The following is a 15,160-nucleotide window of genomic DNA, read 5'->3' as shown; positions in this document are numbered from 1 at the left end:
TTTTGGGGCTCGGCTGCCGTACCGGGTCATGGCGATTTAGGAGGCGATTCCGGGCAGTCCGCTTTGCTTGCCTGCGCGCTGTGAACTATCCGTTTTCCTACAGAGCGCCCTTCGCGATATTTTCGGCTCATGATCCCGGGCACCATCCTCCCCTCTGACGGCTCCGGTCCATCGCGCAAGGCGACACCCGGGGTGACACCTGTCACCTGCAAGGCGACACTTTTCGCGCGCAAGTGGACACTTCCTGCGCGCAAGGCGACACTTCCGCCGCGCAAGTGGGCACATTCCGGCCCCGAAAAGGCAGTTTTCCCCCTGGACCGTGTAAACCATGTAAACCCCTGTCGCCTTGGGCGCGGTCGGCTGGAACCCTATGCTGCCCCGCCCCTTTCCCATTCGCCCCGGGTGCCGCTAAGACCTCGGGCGAAAGGCAGGTCAATTCATGAGATTCGCATCCAAGGTCTGGAAGCTGCTCGTCGCGGTCAAGGACGCCATGGCGCTGCTGTTCCTGCTGATGTTCTTCGGTCTCGTCTACGCCGCGCTCTCGGCGCGTCCGGCGCCGGGGCGGGTAGAGGACGGTGCGCTGCTGCTCGAACTCGACGGCACCGTGGTCGAGGAGAAGAGCCAGTCCGATCCCATCGCACTGCTGATGGGCGCGGGCGGATCGGTCCATGAATTCCAGGCCCGCGACATCGAACGGGCCTTGCTGCTGGCGGCGAAGGACCAGCGGATCAAGGTGGTCGTGCTCGACCTCTCGCGCTTCCTGGGCGGCCGCTACATTCACCTCCACGACATCGGCGAGGCCATCGACGAGGTCCGCAAGGCCGGCAAGCCGGTGCTGACCTTCGCCAACGCCTATGCCGACGACGGCGTGCTGCTGGCGGCCCATGCCAGCGAGGCCTGGGTCGATCCGATGGGCGGGGCCTTCGTCACCGGACCGGGCGGCAACCTGCAGTTCTACAAGGGCCTGTTCGACAAGTTCAAAGTCAACGCCCACGTCTATCGCGTGGGCACCTACAAGTCGGCGGTCGAGCCCTACATGCGTACCGACCTTTCGCCCGAAGCGCGCGAGGACCTGCAATTCGTGCTCGATGCGCAGTGGAATGCCTACCGCGCGGACATCGCCAAGGCGCGTCCCAAGGCGCAGCTCGACCGCATGACCGGCGACCCGGTCGCCTGGCTCAAACTATCGGGCGGCGACATCGCGCAGGCGGGCAAGGCGGCCGGCCTGATCGACCGCATCGGTGACAAGACCGAGTTCGAGAACCGCGTCGAGGACATCGCGGGCGAATCGGCGCAGGCGCATCCGGGCGAGGACGCCCCTGACTATGCGCACACCGGCCTCGCCACCTGGCTCGCCGCCAACCCGGTGAAGGAAGAGGGCGCCGCGATCGGCGTCGTCACCATCGCCGGCGAGATCGTCGACGGCGATGCCGGGCCGGGCACTGCCGGCGGCGACCGCATCGCGCGGCTGCTCGACGAGAATCTCGATGCCGGCAAGTACAAGGCGCTGGTCGTGCGCATCGATTCGCCGGGCGGCTCGGTCATGGCGTCCGAGCGCATCCGCCGCGCGATCCTGCGCTGGAAGGCCGCGAAGATTCCCGTCGTCGTATCGATGGGCAGCATGGCGGCGAGCGGCGGCTACTGGGTTTCAACCCCCGGCCAGCGCGTCTTCGCCGAGCCCGCGACGGTCACGGGCTCGATCGGCGTCTTCGCGGTGATCACCAGCTTCGAGAAGACGCTCGCCGATTTCGGCGTCACCAGCGACGGCGTGGGCACCACTCCGCTGTCGGGCCAGCCGGACCTGTTCGCCGGGCTGACGCCTGCCGTGGACGGTATGCTGCAGACCTCGGTGGAGAGCAACTACGCCCGGTTCCTCGACGTCGTCGGGAAGGCGCGCGGCAAGACCGCGCTGCAGGTCGACGCCATCGCGCAAGGCCGCGTCTGGCCCGGCGCCGAGGCGCAGCACAACGGGCTTGTCGATCAGATGGGCGGTCTGGGCGACGCGCTCACCTATGCCGCCAAGCTGGGCAAAGTCGGCAACGGCAAGTGGCATGCCGCCTATCTGGAGGAAGATCCCGATCCCTTCGCCGCCTTCGTCGAGGGCCTGACTTCGGGCTCGCAGGAGCAGGCGACCGCCTATGACTTCGCTGGTCTGGTGGCCACGCGCCAGCAATTGCAGGCGGGGCAGGCGGTGTCGCGGCTCGACGCGCTGCTCGGCGTCAAGGGGGTGCAGGCGTACTGCCTCGAATGCGGGATGGAGCCAGACTATCGCCAGTCGGCCAAGGCTCCGGAGCGGGGCCCCGGCGTAGCCATGCTGCTGCGGCTGGCGGGTTGGAAGTAGCTGGGAACCTGTCGTCCCCGGCGTGACCGGGGACGACAGTATGCTCGATCAATCGGGCGGCGGAAGCTCCACCGGAGCGCTGTCCGGCTGGTCGTAGTTGGGGTTCTCGACAGGCGTTTCGTCCGGGCCGCCGGGGGCGCCAGGATCGGTGGGCGCCGGGAACTCCACGGGGGTATCGCCGGGATTGTCGGTTGACGGCTGGGTGGCCATTGTCGTCTCGCTCCTCAAGGTTACCCCATCTCCTATCCTGACGTGGGCACCGCCGGAGCGCTGCGCAAGGGGGCATCGCACGCCTGCGACTCACGCAGTCTTGCCCTTTCCCGCGCAGGGCATTATGGGCCCGTCCCTTAAGTTTCAGGCTTCTCTCATGCGGGCGTGGCGGAATTGGTAGACGCGCTGGTTTTAGGTACCAGTATCGAAAGATGTGGGGGTTCGAGTCCCTTCGCCCGCACCAATCCGTCGCCCATGGGAGAGAGTGCCGCGTAATACGGGCCGCAGGGCCTTTTGGATTGCACAGGAAGGCATCGAAATGCAGATCGTCGAAACGACCAACGAAGGCCTGAAGCGCGCCTACACGGTCACCATCTCCGCCGCCGCCATCTCGTCCAAGGTCGAGGGTGAGATCAAGAAGATCGCGCCGCAGGTGAAGATGCCCGGTTTCCGCGCTGGCAAGGTTCCCGCGAACCTCGTCAAGAAGCTGCACGGCCCGGCGATCCACCAGGAAGCGCTGAACACCTCGATCCGTGAAGCCATGGACAAGCTGGTGGCCGACAACGCACTGCGTCCGGCGATGAACCCCGACGTCCAGCTGGGCGAGGGCTACGAGGAAGGCAAGGACGCCGAGCTGACCGTCAGCCTCGAAATCCTGCCCAAGATCGAAGCCCCGTCGCTCGACGGTCTCAAGCTCGAGAAGCTGACCGTTGCCGTCGCAGACGACGCCGTGACCGAAGCGGTCGAGCGCATCGCATCGCAGCAGCAGCGCTTCGAGACCAAGGACGGCGAGGCCGCCGACGGCGACCAGGTCATCTGCGACTTCACCGGCAAGCAGGACGGCGTCGAGTTCGAAGGCGGCAAGGCCGAAAAGCAGCCCATCGTGATCGGCGCCGGCCGCCTGATCCCGGGCTTCGAGGAGCAGCTGGTCGGCATCAAGGCCGGCGACGAGCGCACCATCACCGTGACCTTCCCCGAGGACTACCCCGCCGAAAACCTAAAGGGCGAGGAAGTCACCTTCGACATCGTCGCCCACGAGATCAAGGCGCCTTCCGAATCGAAGATCGACGACGATTTCGCCAAGGAACTGGGCCTCGAGAGCCTCGAGCAGCTGACCGGCCTGCTGCGCGGCCAGCTTGAGCAGGAAACTGCCGGCCTGACCCGTACCGCCATGAAGCGCTCGCTGCTCGACCAGCTTGCCGCCGGCCACGACTTCGAAGTGCCGCCGACCATGGTGGAAGCCGAGTTTTCGCAGATCTGGCAGCAGCTTGTCCAGGAAGCCCAGGGCGAGGAAGACCCCGCTGCGGCTCTGGAAGAGATCGAGGCCGAGAAGGACGACTACCGCAAGATCGCCGAGCGCCGCGTGCGCCTGGGTCTGCTCCTGTCGGAAATCGGCCAGGCCAACGGCGTCGAAGTGACCCAGCAGGAAATGGGCATGCTGATGCAGCAGGCTGCCCAGCAGTACCGCCCGGAAGACCGCCAGCGCTTCTTCGAATACGTCCAGCAGGATCCGATGATGGCCGCCCAGCTGCGCGCGCCGCTCTACGAGGACAAGGTCGTCGACTTCCTCATCGAGAAGGCTGACGTCACCGAGCGCGAAGTGACCCGCGAGGAACTGCAGGCCGCCATCGAAGCCGACACAGACGGCACTGCGGAAGAAAAGCCCGCTGCCAAGAAGGCTCCGGCGAAGAAGGCCAAGAAGGCCGACGACGTTTCGGCCGACGAAGCCGGCGCCGAGGAAGCGCCCAAGAAGGCCGCCGCCAAGAAGGCCGCGAAGAGCTCGGAAGAACCGGCCGAAGGCGAGCGCGAGCCGACCAAGAAGGCTCCCGCCAAGAAGGCCGCCAAGAGCTCGGAAGACGCAGTCGAAGGCGAGCCCGAAGCGAAGCCCGCCAAGAAGGCACCCGCCAAGAAGAAGGCCGCCGACACCGAGGGCTGACGCCTCACTTCGGTTCGACCGTAGAAAACGGCCCGGTGCAGCGATGCGCCGGGCCATTTTCGTTTCCGGCGGCTTATTCAGTTGCAGTTCCAATAACGGCATCCGGTAAGTACCGAAAAATTGTTTCAAGTTGGGAGATGTGCTAAAGTCTTTACATAAAATATCTACGGGAGGCCGAGATGCGGGTTATCTTTCTGATATTCGCTGCCTTATCTTACGTGATATTCTTCGTGACTTTCCTGGCCTTGATCGCGTTCGTGGGCGCTTTGCCGTTAGTGCCGCGAACCGTGGATGAGGGTGGAGCGGTTATCGCGCCCGCCCTAGCGGCAATCATTGACCTCGCGCTCGTCCTACTCTTCGCGTGTCAGCACAGCGTGATGGCGCGCCCGGCTTTCAAGGCGGTGTGGACGCGCATCGTGCCGCCGCCGGTGGAGCGCAGCGTCTATGTGCTTGCAGCCAGTGCGGCCCTCATCGTGCTAATGGCGTTCTGGCGGCCGATCCCGGCGGTCGTCTGGTCGGTCGATGGCGGGCTTGGCGCCGGCATGCTGTGGGCACTGTTCGCCGCCGGGTGGGTCATCGTGCTGGTCAGCACGTTCCTCATCAGCCACTTCGAACTGTTCGGTCTTACGCAGGCTTGGAACAACCTGCGCGGCAGGATGGCGGGTGCCGCCGTCCTGCGCCAGCCGTTGTTCTACCGGATGGTGAGACACCCGCTCTACTCTGGCTTTTTCCTCGCGTTCTGGGCGACTCCGCTGATGACGGCGGGTCACCTGCTGCTGGCCGCGGCGCTGTCGGTTTTCATGCTCGTCGCGATCCGGCTGGAGGAGCGCGATCTCGTGGACGTGTTCGGCGACGATTACCGGCGCTACCGTACGACCACGGGCATGCTCGTGCCCCGATTTCGGCGCCGCGCCTGACGGCGATTCAGCGCGGCGCGGGCGCCTGCCACGGTTGGAAGCGGGGCTTTGCAAGGATTGCGCTGCGCACCGCTTCGTAGCCCGCACCGATGCGCAGGACCCTGGCGTCGTCCCACTTGCCGGCGATGACCGATAGCCCGACCGGCAGTCCCTCGACCGCGCCCATCGGGACCGAAAGGTGCGGATAGCCCGCCACCGCCGCCAGCGTACCGGCGCCAATCTCGAGGAAGTGGTCGCCGGTGACGAGGTCGATCGGCCATGCCGGCCCTGTCGTCGGTGCCACGAGGGCGTCGACCTTGTGCTTCGCCATCAGCGCGTCGATACCCTCGGGGCCAGCGAGCCGGGCTGCGTCGCCGCGGTCCTTCGCGTATTTCGCCGCGTCGGTGGCGGCGAGGGCCTTATCGAACAGTTCCTGCCCATACCAGCGCATCTCGTCGCCCGCGTGAGCCTTGTTGAAGGCGATCAGCCCGGCAAGGTCGCGCGCGGGCGGGTTGCCGGGCAGGGCGGCGAGGTAGGCGGTGACGCTTTCGCGAAACTCGTGGAGCAGCGCGGCGAACTCGGCCTCGCCGAGGCGCGAGGCGGGTTCGTAGTCGATCTCGACGACCTCGGCGCCGGCGCGCTTCATGTCGGCCACCGCCTGGTCGAACAGCGCGGTGAGGGCAGGCATCGGGCCGACCTGCCGCCGCACTATACCGATCCGCACGCCGCTCAGGCTGACCTTGTCGAGGCCCTTTGTGAAATCGACCGCGTGCCGCCCGGCCTGGGCAGTGGCGGGATCGGCTTTGTCCGGCCCGGCCATCGCGGTGAGCAGCAGCGCGGCGTCGCGCACGCTGGTGGTCATCGGTCCGGCTGTGTCCTGTACCGGGCTGATCGGCACGACCAGCGACCGGCTCACGAGCCCGACGGTCGGCTTGAAGCCGACCACCCCGTTCACCGAGGCCGGGCAGGTGATCGAGCCGTCGGTCTCGGTCCCGATCGCGGCCCAGGCGAGACCTGCAGCCACCGCCGCGCCGCTGCCCGAGGACGAGCCGCAGGGGCTGCGGTCCAGCGCGTGGGGGTTCATGGTCTGTCCGCCCACCGCGCTCCACCCGCTCGACGAGCGGTCGCCGCGGAAGTTCGCCCATTCGGAGAGATTGGTCTTGCCCAGTATCACCGCGCCTGCCGCCCGCAGCCGTGCGACCAGCGGCGCGTCGCGCCCGGTCGCATTGTCCTTCAGCGCGAGGCTGCCAGCGGTTGTGGGCATGTCGCGTGTCTCGATATTGTCCTTCACCAGCACCGAGTGGCCGGCGAGCGGGCCTTTCGCGCGTGCCGCCGCCGCGATCGATGCCTCGGGTGCGAGCGCTACGACCGCGTGGATCGCCGGTCCCGCGTCGTCGATCGCGGCGATCCTCTCAAGGTATGTCGCGGGCGTTTCCTGCGCCGGGGCGGCAGTCGCCATGAACGGGGCGAGAAGGGCGGCAAGCGTGATGGAACCGGATCGGCGCATGTCTCTGTGAAGTCCCCCGCGGTGCGGCTCATGCCGACCTGCCGGCTCCAGACTGCGCGGCCTCGGGCCGATGCGCAAGCCCGTCGCCGGGAGCCGTCGCGGGACTTGTCCGCAAGCGTGGCGCCGATAGATGGGTTAATCCCCTTGAACATCGGGCCCAGCCACGCGACATAGGCGGTCCAACCCAGATGAGGACTCCCATGCTCGACCTGTTCGGCGCTTCGAACGCCCAAGGAAAGTTCCACACCGATCCCGTGACCGGCGCGCTCGTGCCGATGGTCGTCGAGCAGACCAGCCGCGGTGAGCGTAGCTTCGACATCTATTCGCGCCTGCTGCGCGAGCGCATCGTGTTCATCACCGGCCAGGTGGAAGACCACATGGCCTCGCTGATCGTCGCGCAGCTGCTGTTCCTCGAGTCGGAAAACCCCTCGAAGGACATCTCGATGTACATCAACTCGCCGGGCGGCGTGGTGACGGCCGGCATGGCGATCCACGACACCATGCAGTACATCAAGCCGCGCGTGTCGACCGTGTGCATCGGCCAGGCCGCTTCGATGGGCAGCTTCCTGCTCGCCGCCGGTGAGCCGGGCATGCGCATCGCGCTGCCGAACGCCCGCATCATGGTGCACCAGCCTTCGGGCGGCGCGCAGGGCATGGCGTCCGACATCGAGATCCAGGCGCGCGAAATCCTGCGCATGCGCCGCCGCCTGAACGATCTCTACGTGAAGTACACCGGCAAGACGCTCGACGCGATCGAGAAGGCGATGGACCGCGACACCTTCCTCGAAGCCGATGAAGCGCTGGCGTTCGGCCTCGTCGACAAGGTCTTCGAAACGCGGCCGGAAGGCGACAAGCCGGCGGGCTGAACTCGGTCCTGAAACGGGACCGGGGCTTCAGGCTATCGCAAGGATTTGGCGGTAGGATTGCAAAACCGGTCCCCCACGGGGTAGAGTGGACGAGTCGCCTCGTTTGGAGGCTAAAGACGGAAAATGACGAAATTGAGCGGATCTGACGCGAAAAGCACCCTTTACTGCAGCTTCTGCGGCAAGTCGCAGCACGAAGTGCGTAAGCTGATCGCGGGACCAACGGTCTTCATCTGCGACGAATGCGTCGAGCTTTGCAACGACATCATTCGCGAAGAAACGAAGGCCGGCATCGCAGGGCGCAAGGACGGCGAAGTCGTCTCCCCCCGCGAAATCTGCGAGACGCTGAACGACTACGTGATCGGGCAGGAGCGTGCCAAGCGCGTCCTGTCGGTGGCTGTCCACAACCACTACAAGCGCCTCAAGCACAGCGGCAAGCAGGGTGACGTCGAGCTTTCGAAGTCCAATATCCTGCTGGTCGGGCCGACCGGCTCGGGCAAGACGCTGCTCGCGCAGACGCTCGCCAAGACGTTCGACGTGCCCTTCACCATGGCCGACGCCACTACGCTGACCGAAGCCGGTTACGTGGGCGAAGACGTGGAGAACATCATCCTCAAGCTGCTCCAGTCCTCCGACTACAACGTCGAGAAGGCGCAGCAGGGCATCGTCTACATCGACGAGATCGACAAGATCAGCCGCAAGGCCGAGAACCCGTCGATCACGCGCGACGTGTCGGGCGAAGGTGTGCAGCAGGCGCTGCTCAAGCTGATGGAAGGCACCACCGCTTCTGTCCCGCCGCAGGGCGGCCGCAAGCACCCGCAGCAGGAATTCCTGCAGGTGGACACGACCAACATCCTGTTCATCTGCGGAGGCGCTTTCGCGGGCCTCGACAAGATCATCGCCGACCGCCTGCAAAAGCGTTCGATCGGTTTCGGCGCGCACGTTGCCGATCCGGACAAGCGCCGTGTGGGTGAACTGCTCCAGAAGGCCGAGCCCGAGGATCTCCTTAAATTCGGCCTGATCCCCGAGTTCGTCGGCCGCCTGCCGGTGATCGCGACCCTCAACGACCTCGACATCGAGGCGCTGGTCAAGATCCTCAAGGAACCGAAGAATGCGCTGATCAAGCAGTACGCGCGCCTGTTCGAACTGGAAGACGTGGAGCTGACCTTCACCGACGACGCGCTCGAGGCGATCGCGCAGAAGGCCATCGAACGCAAGACCGGCGCGCGGGGCCTGCGCTCGATCGTGGAAGGGCTGCTGCTCGACACTATGTTCGACCTGCCGACCGAACGCGACATAGCCGAAGTCGTCGTCGACAAGGACGTGGTTGAGGGGCGTAAACAGCCCGTCCGCGTCCTCAAGGGCGACAAGGCCGAGGAAGCCGCCTGACACTTCCGGCCTGGGGCTGAAAATCGAAAGGCCGCTCACTGTGAGGTGGGCGGTCTTTTCGTTTGCGTCCAAAAGAGACTGCGCCAAACAAAAAGGCGCGGGACAGTCCTCTGTCCCGCGCCTTTTGAATTGCTGTCGGAAGTCTTAGCGAGCGCTGCGACCTCGGAAGAAGTTGACGATGGCGAGTAGGATGACCGCGCCCACGAAGGCGATGATCAGGCCGGTGAGAGAGAATTCCTTGACGCTGCCGCGGATGCCGAACAGCGGACCCGACAGGGCATTGCCGATCACCGAGCCGACGCAGCCGACGACAATATTCAGGAAAATGCCCATCGACGCATCGCGCTTCATGACCAGGCTTGCCAGCCAGCCTGCAATGCCTCCGACGATCAGTGCAATAATCCAACCCATCTGAATTCTCCCTGTTAGACGCTGTAAAAGTAAGCCGATCGACGGCCCGGCTCGGCCATATTTGCGTGTGTCAACGCGGCTTCGATGCTTCGCGCTTCTCGGAATAGCGCTTGAGGGCATAGCCTCCGACGGCCGCGGCAACGAGGCCGAGCGGCCCCATGCGGCGCATCACCGTTGCGGCGCCCACGCCGAGCAAGGCACCGCCCGTACCGCCGACGCCGTCGACGTGCTTCGAGATGTTCTTGCCTGCGATGGCGCCGATAATCTTGCCGATCATATGAATCTCCTATGGTCGGTGAACGGATGCAAGCGCAGGAATGTTCCGCTTCCTAATGGATTCTACGCAGAGAGATATCGCTCGAGGTCGTCACTGCCCCCAATGCGTTCGCCGTCGATGAAGACCTGCGGTGTGGTATCGACGCCGTGCTCGCGTTCGAAAGCATCCACGTCCTCACGGGCGGACAGAATATTGTCGCTGACCTCGAAGCCCGCGCCTTCCAGCATCTGCTTGGCGCGCACGCCGAAGGGGCAGGTGTGGTCGGGCAGGACCATCCGATAGAGTTCGGCTGTCTTGGTATCGGTCAATGCAGGTCTCCAATGCCGAACGGGTGTGCCGGTGCTGACTAAGCGTGCGAACCGGGCAGGCGTTCCGAGCCCGCGCGTGCGATATCGCGTGCCGTTCCCTTGGCAAGCTGGACCCTGCGTCCCACCATGTTCGCAAAAGACACGAAAATGGGGAGAGAACGATGGCGCGCATTCCGGTCTCGCGGGTGATCCACACGATCCACGCCACCACCGACATTTACAGGTGCCGCCTGCTCTATCAGGACGCGCTGGGCGGGCTGGTCTTCGCCGAGAACTATTTCCCTGCCGAGGACCGCGACGCCGCGCTGCTCTATGTAACCGACCACATGGTCGAGCCGATGGCTCCCCGCGATCCAGACGACCTGACCAAGCCCTATGCCCGGCAGGCGGCGCGGATAGGGCAGCAGTTCCATTCGTTCGAGATCAAGGTGGCCGACGGCAAGGTATCCAGCGCCGCCTTTCGCGAGGCCGGCTGCACCGTCGCCAGCGACTACGGCGTGTTCTTTTTCGTGAAGCCCGAATCAACCGGCGGCGTGTTGCTCGAGGTCTGTGAGCTGCCGATGCCCAACGACCCGTGGGAGCGTGGTAACTGGGACCCCAAAGTTGGCGCTGGGCACCATTGCACCGTCACGGGCCTCGACCACATCGCTTGCGTAACCGCCGATATCGACGCAGCGCTGCGGTTCTTCACTCAGGTCATCGACGGCGAGGTGCTGGAGGATGGGCCCACCAGCCTGCCGCAACCCGGCCGGCGCGTGCTGCTGCGCGTGGGCGACACCCGCGTAGCCTTCGTCCAGCCCGACGACACGGCGTCCGGCCCGCTCGGCGCGTTCCTGGCGGCGCCGCAGAACGGCATCTACGCGCTCGTGTGGAAGCTGGCCGACGAGGCAAGGGCGCGGGCGCACTTCGAGGGCAAGCTTGGGCTGCGCCTGACCGCGGGGGGCTGCGTCTCTCCCGGCTTTGCGATCGAACCGGACGATTTCCTCGGCGCCAGGCACGAGTTCGTGCCCGGCTGAGGCGCGGGTTCAGACCACAGCTTCGCTTTCGAGCGCACAGGGGCTCTGGGCGTCGGTCTCGATCTGGATGGTCGGGTGACCGATGCCGAACTCGCGGTCGAGATCCTCGGCGAGGGCGCAGAGGAACGCGTCGCCGGGCTGGCCGCCGGGAATGAGCAGGTGCGCGGTGAGGGCGGTCTCGGTCGTGCTCATCGGCCAGATGTGGAGGTCGTGGACGCGGGTGACGCCGGGCCGGGCTTCTAGGAAGGCGCGGACCTTGGTGCCGTCGATGCCTTCGGGAACGCCCAGCATGCCCATGTGGAGCGAATCGCGCAGCAGGCCCCAGCTTGACCAGGCGATCACGGCGGTGATGACCAGCGACGTGACCGGGTCGACCAGCGCCCATCCGGTCTGCACGATCACCAGCCCGGCGACCACGACACCCACAGAGACCAGCGCATCGGCCATCAGGTGGACAAAGGCGGCGCGCAGGTTGAGGTCCGACCTCGCCCCCTTGGCAAACAGCAGCGCCGACAGGGCGTTGACCGCGATGCCGAGCCCGGCGACGATCATCATGGTGTTCCCCACCACCGGCGCGGGATCGCCGATCCGGCGGATCGTCTCGACCAGGATTGCGCCGATCGCGACCCACAGCAGGGCGGCGTTGGCGATGGCGGCAAGGATGGACGAACTCTTGAGCCCATAAGTGAAGCGCTCCGAGGGCGGGCGGGCCGACAGCACGCTCGCCGCCCAGGCCAGCACCAGCGACAGCACGTCGGACAGGTTGTGCCCCGCATCCGCCAGCAGCGCCATCGAGCCGCTCAGCAGGCCGGCGGCGACTTCGGCGACGACGAACAAGGCGTTGAGCGTGACCGCGATCGCGAAGGCCCGGCCGATGCTCCCCGGTGCGGGAGGAGCATGATGCCCGTGCCCGTGCCCGTGCCCGTGCCCGTGGCCATGTCCATGCCCGTGTTGATGTCCGTGGTGATGGTGATGTCCGGCGCCCATCAACCGGAATTGGCACGAGCGGCATGCCGGTATCAAGCTATGACGTAACATCACACCAACCCGCAGGCAGTTACAGCATTTTCCGCTGCAAACGCGCGCCGCACGTGCAGCAATGGGTTTCCGGATCGCGTGGCATTTATGCCGCAGCGCATCATGCTGAGCGAGCGAGAAGTTATTGAAATTCGGAGATATTTATATTCGTTAATACGTTATGTGACCATAGTGTCACAAAATTTCACGCTCCCGCAGGCAAATGAGTCCCATCTGTCAGAAAGTTGTCATATGGCGCTGCTCTTAGCAGCCGCAGCAATCAACGCGGCGCAAGCAGTTCGTCGCAACATTGTGACCACTTAAGTCTGACTAGCTCAGGGGCAAACGATGAAAATTCATACCCTTCTTTCCACGGCGACCAGCACCCTGGCCGTCGGTGCTGCATTCCTTGCCATTCCCGCATTCGCGCAGTCCACCGGTTCGGTCGACTTCGAAGAAGGCGAAATCGTCGTCACCGGCCAGACCGAGCGCGGCGTTGCCGGCGTTCAGGTGCCTAACACCTCCAAGGCCAAGCAGGTCCTGACGCAGGAGATCATCTCCGCCCAGGCTCCCGGGCAGTCGGTCAACGAGATCATCAACCTGGTTCCGGGCGTCAGCTTCCAGAACAACGATCCGTTCGGTTCGGGCGGCGGTACGCTGACCATCCGTGGCTTCGACGACAGCCGCATCTCGCAAACCTTCGACGGTATCCCGCTGAACGACACGGGCGGCTACGCACTCTACTCGAACCAGCAGCTCGACCCCGAGCTGATCGAGCAGGTCAACGTCAACCTCGGCACCACCGACGTCGACTCGCCGACCGCAGCTGCTTCGGGTTCGACCGTCAACTACCGCACCCGCAATCCCACCGACGACTTCGGTGTCCGCATGCTGGGTTCGGCTGGTGACTTCGGCTTCTTCCGCATGTTCGGCGAGGTCGACACCGGCGTCCTCAACTCGAGCGGCACCAAGGCCTTCTTCGCAGCCTCGAAGGCGGTCAACAACACCGTCTACAGCGGCGTCGGCAAGATCGACAAGATGCAGCTGAACGCCAAGGTCTACCAGCCGCTGGGCGACAACGGCGACTTCATCTCGCTCGCTGGCCACTGGAACCGCAACCGCAACAACTTCTTCGGTTCGGTGCCGCTGGTGACCGAGAACTACGGCAATGCCCAGGTCGGCTCGGCCTCGCTCGTCACCACCACGAACCCGTTCACGGGCGGCCGCTTCCCGGTCACCAAGGACGAGCGCTTCTACGATGCGGGCAACTGCACCACGGCCGCTGGCCGCACCGGCGTTATCGACTCCGCCAGCAGCTGCGGCTCGCTGTTCGACTACCGCTTCAACCCGTCGAACACCGGCAACGTCCGCATCAACTCGAAGTTCACGCTCAACGACAAGCTGACGCTGACAGTCGATCCCAGCCTGCAGTACACCAAGGCCAACGGCGGCGGCACTGTCGTCGCGCGTGAAGGCTACTACACCCAGACCGCGAACGCCACGCGCGGCGCGATCACGGCCGCGCAGCAGGTCACCGGCTACATGGGCGGCGCGCCCTACTTCGGCGGCGTCGACCTCAACGGCGACGGCGACACCCTCGACCAGGTCCGTATCCTGGCGCCGAGCAACACGCAGACGTGGCGCATCGGCGTGATCGCCTCGCTGCGTTACGACTTCGACGAGTACAACCGCGTGCGCGTGGCCTACTCCTACGACCGCGGCCGTCACCGCCAGACCGGCGAAACCAGCCTGCTGAAGCTGAACGGCTTCGGTTCGGACGTGTTCTCCGACGACGCCCTCACCGACGTCAACGGCAACGTCCTTCAGAAGCGCGATCGCCTGTCCTACGCGATCCTGCATCAGGTCTCGGGTGAATACTCGGGCGACTACATGAACGACAAGGTCCACCTGAACCTGGGCGTGCGCGCGCCGTTCTTCCGCCGCAACCTGACCAACAACTGCCTTGCCACCAGCGCCAGCGGCAACGTCGACTGCTTCGCCGGCAACGATGCCGACCAGGCCGTCTACGCAGCAGCGAACCCCTCGTTCAAGCTGCCGCAGCACCGCGTGCTCGACTACAACAAGGTCCTGCCGAACGCGGGTATCGTCTTCGACGCGACCGACAATGGCAGCGTGTTCTTCAACTACTCTAAGGGCCTGCAGGTCCCGGGCACGGACAACCTCTACCAGTCGTTCTTCTACGCCGAAGGCACTGCGCAGGCTGACCCGGCTCCGGAAACCACCGACAACTTCGACCTTGGCGTCCGCTACACCTCGGGCATCGTCCAGGCCTCGCTGACCGGCTGGTACACGATCTATCACAACCGTCTGGCCTCGGCCTACGATCGTGATCTTGACCAGACGATCTACCGTAACCTCGGCCGAGTCGACAAGTACGGCATCGACGGCAGCTTCGCGGTTCGCCCGATCCCCGAGTTCAGCCTCTACGTCTTCGGTTCGTACCTGAAGTCGAAGATCAAGGAAGACGTCGTCATCGGCGAGAACGCCGCGGGTCCGATCTACGCTGCTACCAAGGGCAAGCGCGAGGGCGGCGCGCCGGTCTTCACCCTCGGCACCCGCGCCGATGCGCACCTGGGCCCGGTCGAACTCGGCGCGCAGATCAAGCGCACCGGCCCCCGCTACATCAACGACCAGAACCTTCCGGTCGTCGTCGCGGGTCAGCAGGTCTACGGCAAGAAGACGCCGTCCTACACGCTGGTCGATCTCGACGCGCGCGTGAACCTCGACTTCGCCGGTCTCGGCGACAAGACGTTCCTGCAGCTTAACGTCATCAACGTGTTCGATAAGCTCTACGTCGGCGGCTTCGATGGCGCGGCCACCTCGACCTCGAGCATTCCGAACGCGATCATCGGTTCGCCGCGTACCTTCATCGGTTCGATCAGCTTCGGCTTCTGATCGCTTTCGATCCGGTAACGGAACAGGGAAGGGAGGGACCGCAAGGTTCCTCCCTTTTCCTTGTGTGCCGGGC

Annotated in this window: 13 protein-coding genes and 1 tRNA gene; 8 read left to right on the top strand and 6 right to left on the bottom strand. The window is 65.1% G+C overall.

Annotated elements, in window-relative coordinates:
* The first annotated feature begins 439 nt into the window (after positions 1-439).
* Entirely contained in the window at positions 440-2,341 is a 1,902-nt protein-coding gene (gene sppA, locus PMI02_RS09510; RefSeq protein ID WP_007681979.1) for a signal peptide peptidase SppA, read from the top strand.
* Between the two features lie 48 nt (positions 2,342-2,389).
* Here the strand turns inward: sppA and PMI02_RS27590 are convergent, their stop codons facing one another.
* A complete protein-coding gene (locus PMI02_RS27590) occupies positions 2,390-2,551 on the bottom strand; it encodes a hypothetical protein (protein ID WP_007681978.1) in 162 nt (53 codons plus the stop codon).
* Positions 2,552-2,710: 159 nt separating this feature from the next.
* On the opposite strand from PMI02_RS27590, the gene PMI02_RS09505 reads away from it, so the two are divergent.
* The 3 genes from PMI02_RS09505 (at position 2,711) to mddA (ending at position 5,404) form a co-directional block, all read left to right on the top strand.
* Positions 2,711-2,795: transfer RNA gene (locus PMI02_RS09505), tRNA-Leu, on the top strand.
* A 75-nt stretch (positions 2,796-2,870) separates the two neighbouring features.
* Entirely contained in the window at positions 2,871-4,487 is a 1,617-nt protein-coding gene (gene tig, locus PMI02_RS09500) for a trigger factor (protein ID WP_007681976.1), read from the top strand.
* A 179-nt stretch (positions 4,488-4,666) separates the two neighbouring features.
* Positions 4,667-5,404 carry a methanethiol S-methyltransferase gene (gene mddA / locus PMI02_RS09495; protein ID WP_007681975.1) on the top strand — a complete coding sequence of 246 codons (738 nt, stop codon included), beginning with the start codon at positions 4,667-4,669 and terminating at the stop codon, positions 5,402-5,404.
* Between the two features lie 7 nt (positions 5,405-5,411).
* Here mddA and PMI02_RS09490 read toward each other — a convergent pair whose 3' ends face one another.
* Positions 5,412-6,890 (bottom strand): amidase, encoded by a 1,479-nt coding sequence (locus tag PMI02_RS09490; protein WP_007681974.1) that lies wholly within the window; start codon positions 6,888-6,890, stop codon positions 5,412-5,414.
* 200 nt (positions 6,891-7,090) lie between these two features.
* On the opposite strand from PMI02_RS09490, the gene clpP reads away from it, so the two are divergent.
* Both clpP and clpX read left to right on the top strand, forming a co-directional pair.
* The gene (clpP, locus tag PMI02_RS09485; protein WP_007681973.1) at positions 7,091-7,756 is read left to right on the top strand and encodes an ATP-dependent Clp endopeptidase proteolytic subunit ClpP; all 666 of its coding nucleotides are present in this window, start codon (positions 7,091-7,093) and stop codon (positions 7,754-7,756) included.
* A 123-nt stretch (positions 7,757-7,879) separates the two neighbouring features.
* Positions 7,880-9,142, top strand: a complete 1,263-nt coding sequence (gene clpX, locus PMI02_RS09480; protein ID WP_007681972.1) for an ATP-dependent Clp protease ATP-binding subunit ClpX — start codon at positions 7,880-7,882, stop codon at positions 9,140-9,142.
* Between the two features lie 144 nt (positions 9,143-9,286).
* Here clpX and PMI02_RS09475 read toward each other — a convergent pair whose 3' ends face one another.
* From PMI02_RS09475 to PMI02_RS09465, 3 genes are all read right to left on the bottom strand, one after another.
* Positions 9,287-9,553, bottom strand: a complete 267-nt coding sequence (locus PMI02_RS09475; protein WP_007681971.1) for a GlsB/YeaQ/YmgE family stress response membrane protein — start codon at positions 9,551-9,553, stop codon at positions 9,287-9,289.
* Between the two features lie 70 nt (positions 9,554-9,623).
* Positions 9,624-9,830, bottom strand: coding sequence for a hypothetical protein (locus PMI02_RS09470; protein ID WP_007681970.1), 207 nt, complete (start codon positions 9,828-9,830; stop codon positions 9,624-9,626).
* A 62-nt stretch (positions 9,831-9,892) separates the two neighbouring features.
* Entirely contained in the window at positions 9,893-10,138 is a 246-nt protein-coding gene (locus PMI02_RS09465) for a glutaredoxin domain-containing protein (RefSeq protein ID WP_007681969.1), read from the bottom strand.
* A gap of 161 nt (positions 10,139-10,299) precedes the next feature.
* Here PMI02_RS09465 and PMI02_RS09460 point away from each other — a divergent pair, with 161 nt between their 5' ends.
* Positions 10,300-11,154: a VOC family protein gene (locus PMI02_RS09460; protein WP_007681968.1), complete on the top strand. Its 855-nt coding sequence runs from the start codon at positions 10,300-10,302 to the stop codon at positions 11,152-11,154.
* A gap of 9 nt (positions 11,155-11,163) precedes the next feature.
* Here PMI02_RS09460 and PMI02_RS09455 read toward each other — a convergent pair whose 3' ends face one another.
* Complete coding sequence (locus tag PMI02_RS09455) at positions 11,164-12,141, bottom strand: cation diffusion facilitator family transporter (protein ID WP_007681966.1); 978 nt, start codon at positions 12,139-12,141, stop codon at positions 11,164-11,166.
* Between the two features lie 378 nt (positions 12,142-12,519).
* On the opposite strand from PMI02_RS09455, the gene PMI02_RS09450 reads away from it, so the two are divergent.
* A complete protein-coding gene (locus PMI02_RS09450) occupies positions 12,520-15,087 on the top strand; it encodes a TonB-dependent receptor (RefSeq protein WP_007681964.1) in 2,568 nt (855 codons plus the stop codon).
* Positions 15,088-15,160: the final 73 nt, after the last annotated feature.

Origin of the sequence: Novosphingobium sp. AP12, assembly GCF_000281975.1 — a bacterium.
GTDB lineage: Bacteria > Pseudomonadota > Alphaproteobacteria > Sphingomonadales > Sphingomonadaceae > Novosphingobium.
The sequence above is the reverse complement of the archived record's forward strand: the minus strand, read 5'-3'. Positions and strand labels throughout refer to the sequence as shown.